General features: G+C 61.4%; 3 protein-coding genes and 2 tRNA genes. All 5 read left to right on the top strand.

Annotated elements, in window-relative coordinates:
• Nucleotides 1-173 precede the first annotated feature (173 nt).
• The 5 genes from OXU43_00270 (at nucleotide 174) to OXU43_00250 (ending at nucleotide 3,209) form a co-directional block, all read left to right on the top strand.
• The gene (locus OXU43_00270) at nucleotides 174-932 is read left to right on the top strand and encodes a hypothetical protein (GenBank protein ID MDD9823614.1); all 759 of its coding nucleotides are present in this window, start codon (nucleotides 174-176) and stop codon (nucleotides 930-932) included.
• A gap of 345 nt (nucleotides 933-1,277) precedes the next feature.
• The gene (locus OXU43_00265) at nucleotides 1,278-2,348 is read left to right on the top strand and encodes a mannosyltransferase family protein (GenBank protein ID MDD9823613.1); all 1,071 of its coding nucleotides are present in this window, start codon (nucleotides 1,278-1,280) and stop codon (nucleotides 2,346-2,348) included.
• 140 nt (nucleotides 2,349-2,488) lie between these two features.
• A complete protein-coding gene (locus tag OXU43_00260; GenBank protein MDD9823612.1) occupies nucleotides 2,489-2,728 on the top strand; it encodes a hypothetical protein in 240 nt (79 codons plus the stop codon).
• A 218-nt stretch (nucleotides 2,729-2,946) separates the two neighbouring features.
• Nucleotides 2,947-3,022 (top strand) — tRNA-Ala (locus OXU43_00255).
• A 111-nt stretch (nucleotides 3,023-3,133) separates the two neighbouring features.
• Nucleotides 3,134-3,209, top strand: a tRNA-Glu gene (locus OXU43_00250).
• Nucleotides 3,210-3,581 lie beyond the last annotated feature (372 nt).

The raw sequence follows: 3,581 nt of genomic DNA, 5'->3' as shown, positions 1-3,581 counted from the left end.
CTGGCGCCGGTTGTCATGAACGGCCTGCTGCGTAAAATGGCCGCCATGGGCGTATTCGACGCAGTCCCGGCGGCGCAGGTATTGATTGCGGATGCCGCGTTTGGCTACAGGGCAGGGAGGCTCCCGGCGAATGTTCCCGGCGGCCCGCGGCGGCGGTTCGGGCAGCCGGCACGATGAAGCGTCTCAAACCTGGCGGCGTTGTTGCGGTCGGAATTTTCCTGCTTGCGGTTGCGGCGGGCGCGTATCTGTACCTTGCGCGCAGCGCGGCGGATTTTGCCGGCCAGGCTTGTTCCGCGGGAGAGGTGGGGGATTGCTACCTCGAACTGGCCAGCCCTGGGGACTGTTATTTCCGGCCGGGAGGGACCCGGCGCCCGGCGGAATTGGCGATTTGGACCTGGAGTGGAACTTGTGTCGGCAACCTGGCGCAGGGAGAGGGAACGCTTGCCTGGAGGACGCCGCAGCACTCGGGTCAGGCCGCGGGCACGATCGCGGAAGGCAGGCCGCGGGGACAGTGGGTTTTGCGGGGGGCGGCCGGAGATGTGTCGGAGGGGCCCTACGGCGATGGCGGCAGACATGGCCAGTGGGTGGTGCGTCACGCCGGCGGGATTGTGGAGGAAGGCCCCTACCGGGACGGCAGCAGACATGGCCAATGGCGCCTGCGCTCGGCGAATGGCTCCGTGGAGGAGGGCCCCTACCGGGACGACAAGAGGCACGGCCAGTGGGTCTTGCGCTCGGCTGGCGGGGATGTGTGGGAAGGTCCCTACCGGGACGGCAACGAACACGGCCAGTGGATTTTGCGCTGGGCGAATGGCGATGTAGAGGAGGGCCCCTACCGGGATGGCCGCAGACACGGCCAGTGGATTGCGCGGGATGCGGGCGGGGCAGTGCTGCACACAACCGACTATCGGGACGGGGCGCCGGTGGCGCAGTAGGGTCCCTGGAAGAAGGCGTGCCGCGCCGGCGCGGGATCGGGGCTGCGCGATCCGTACAGGCGCAAGCGGCGGTCAAAGACCATGGCGAAGAAAAGATCGAAGCATAAGAAGCCGGGCGCCAAGCACGCGCGAGCGAAAAGGCAACAATTGCCGGAAGGGAGCTCTTCCCCGGAAATCTCACGTGCGGATGAAATTGCGGGGCAGGGCGGCTTTGACCTCCGGGGAATTTTGCGCTCGGATGCGCTTGCGGGCGTTTCTTACGTCCTGAAGATCTGGCTTGTTTCCCGGCTCGTCCTGACCGGTGTCGGCGTATTTGCCAGGAGTTGGATAGGGCAAGTTGACAGTATGTCCAACGTCCAGCGGTTCGGGGTTGGCAGCGGGCAGCCCTGGTTGGATATCTGGAGCGCATGGGACTCAAGGTTTTATTACTTTATTGCGGATATGGGGTATCCGGGGGATCCGAGCCCGGATCCGTTGGATCCTACAAGAGGCTACTCCATCTGGGCGTTTTTCCCGCTCTACCCGTGGTTGACGCGCCTCGTCGAAGCGCCCATCGGCAGCATCTATATCGGCGGTCTTATCGTGTCCAACGTCGCGCTGATCGTCGGCGCCTGGTTTCTTTATAAACTGGTGGAACTGTCAAAAGACACCGAGACGGCGAAGAAGGCGGCGCTGTTCCTCTTTCTTTTTCCCACCGCGTATGTGTTCTCCTGCCTCATGACCGAGGGTCTTTTTTTGGCATTGACCGTCGGGGCATGGTATTTCGCCCGCAAAGGGAACTGGTTTCTCGCCGGCATTCTGGGCATGTTGTCCGCGGCGACTCGCCTGGTCGGCGTGCTGATGGCGCCGTTGCTGGGTCTTGAATACCTGCGGCAGCGAAAGTGGCGCATCAAGGCGATACGCCCGAATGCGTTGTGGCTGGGGCTGGTGCCGGTTGGCATCCTGATCTTCATGGTGGCGTGCTACTACAAGACCGGCAATCCGCTCATGTTTGCGGATGCCCAGTACGCATGGGTGCCTCCGGAGGATTCCCACGTGAATCCCATTCGGACAGTGCATTGGGGGTTGGCGAAATATTTGGAGGATCCCTTTGATTGGAGATCCAGTGCGCGTATGGGCCTGGGGTACGGGGTAGCCTGCACGGTCGCCGTAGTCGGGCTGCTCTTCTGGGGCAGAAAGCGGATCGGGAACTTGTTGTTTTTCTGGTCGCTGGGGATGGTGCTGGTGCCGCTGGCGTCGCACATCCAAATGGTCTATCCCATGCCGCGCTTTTTGGCGGTGATCTTTCCCATATATCTGATATTGGCAACCATTCGCAGCCGTAGCGCGGCATTTTATACTGTCGCCGTCGCCTTCGGTTTGTTGCAGGCGATGACTATGTCCATGTGGACAACAGGGCGGAGCTTTGCCACGTAAATCGGCCAGTCGCCGCGGGTGGCGGCGCTATTTGTCACGGGCGTCGCGCGGGCGCGGGCTTGGGAGGCGGCGGTCTCGTGTCCCGGAGACTGCTCCTCATCAGGAAAAGGAGGTAAGGCAAGGCATTCAGGAGCTTAACAATGACCGATAGCGCAAAGTACATCAAGATTGTCGAATGGTCGGAAGAAGATCGATGTTTTGTCGGCTATTGTCCTGGAATCATAGGCCGGTGTTGTCATGGCGAGGATGAAGTGGAAGTCTATCGAGAATTGTGCCGGATTGTTGACGAATGGCTCGAGATTGCGCGACAGGAACGTTGGGAATTGCCTGCGCCAACGATTGGCAGAGACATTGCCGAAATGCTGATGCCGGCCAAATAATGGCTCCAAAAATGGCCTTGGGGATTCTCTGATTAAAGCGGCGGCGCATAATTCCGCCATTCCCGCGCGGCAGACCGTGTAAAAACCGTCGAACCAAAGTGGCCTGTCAAACCAAAGTGGCCTTGACAGTTTGGGTGCGGCTGGCGACAATCCTGCGCCGTTTCTGTTGGCGGCTTGGCCTTTTGCGGGCCGTGCGCGGAGGCGACGGGAGTGTGCCGGGGGCCATAGCTCAGTTGGGAGAGCGCTACAATGGCATTGTAGAGGTCGGCGGTTCGAACCCGCCTGGCTCCACCAAACCGGTATCGCACTCGCAAGAAGAACATAGCCCGGTGTCCGTTTCCTCCTGCGCCATTAGAAGCGGGGCGCCGCGGTGGGTTTTGCCGTCTCCGGCGCTGTTTTCGGCTCGTCCCCATCGTCTAGAGGCCTAGGACACCGCCCTTTCAAGGCGGCAACGGGGGTTCGATTCCCCCTGGGGACGCCATATGGCCGGCGGGGCCCGCTCGCGCGGTCCGCGCCATATCCGCATCGCCGCACCGCCTGCGGGCGCTTTTGTCGCCGGGGCCGGCAGGGCAGCTGAGATTGTCCACACGAACCGGGTATAACTTTGTGGATATTCTCTGGACTTCGCTACACCCTCCCCAAGGGGCGGATGCTTCGCGGCGTTGCCGACTTTTTGCCCGATCCTGATTTTTTCCTTATTTTTCAATTTGTTGCCGCGTTCCGTAGTGTTGGCGGGGCAAGGCAATCCATAATGCGCCCATGGCGAAACCATTGCCGTTTCAAAAGGTGCACAAGTCGCCCGGAAGCGGCTCTGCCTCAGCGCATGAGCCTCCCGGAGGGGGCTTTTACAGGG

The sequence above is a fragment of the Gammaproteobacteria bacterium genome (assembly GCA_028817255.1).
Classification (GTDB): domain Bacteria; phylum Pseudomonadota; class Gammaproteobacteria; order Porifericomitales; family Porifericomitaceae; genus Porifericomes; species Porifericomes azotivorans.
Note: the sequence above shows the minus strand (reverse complement) of the source record. Positions and strands in the feature narration are given on the sequence as shown.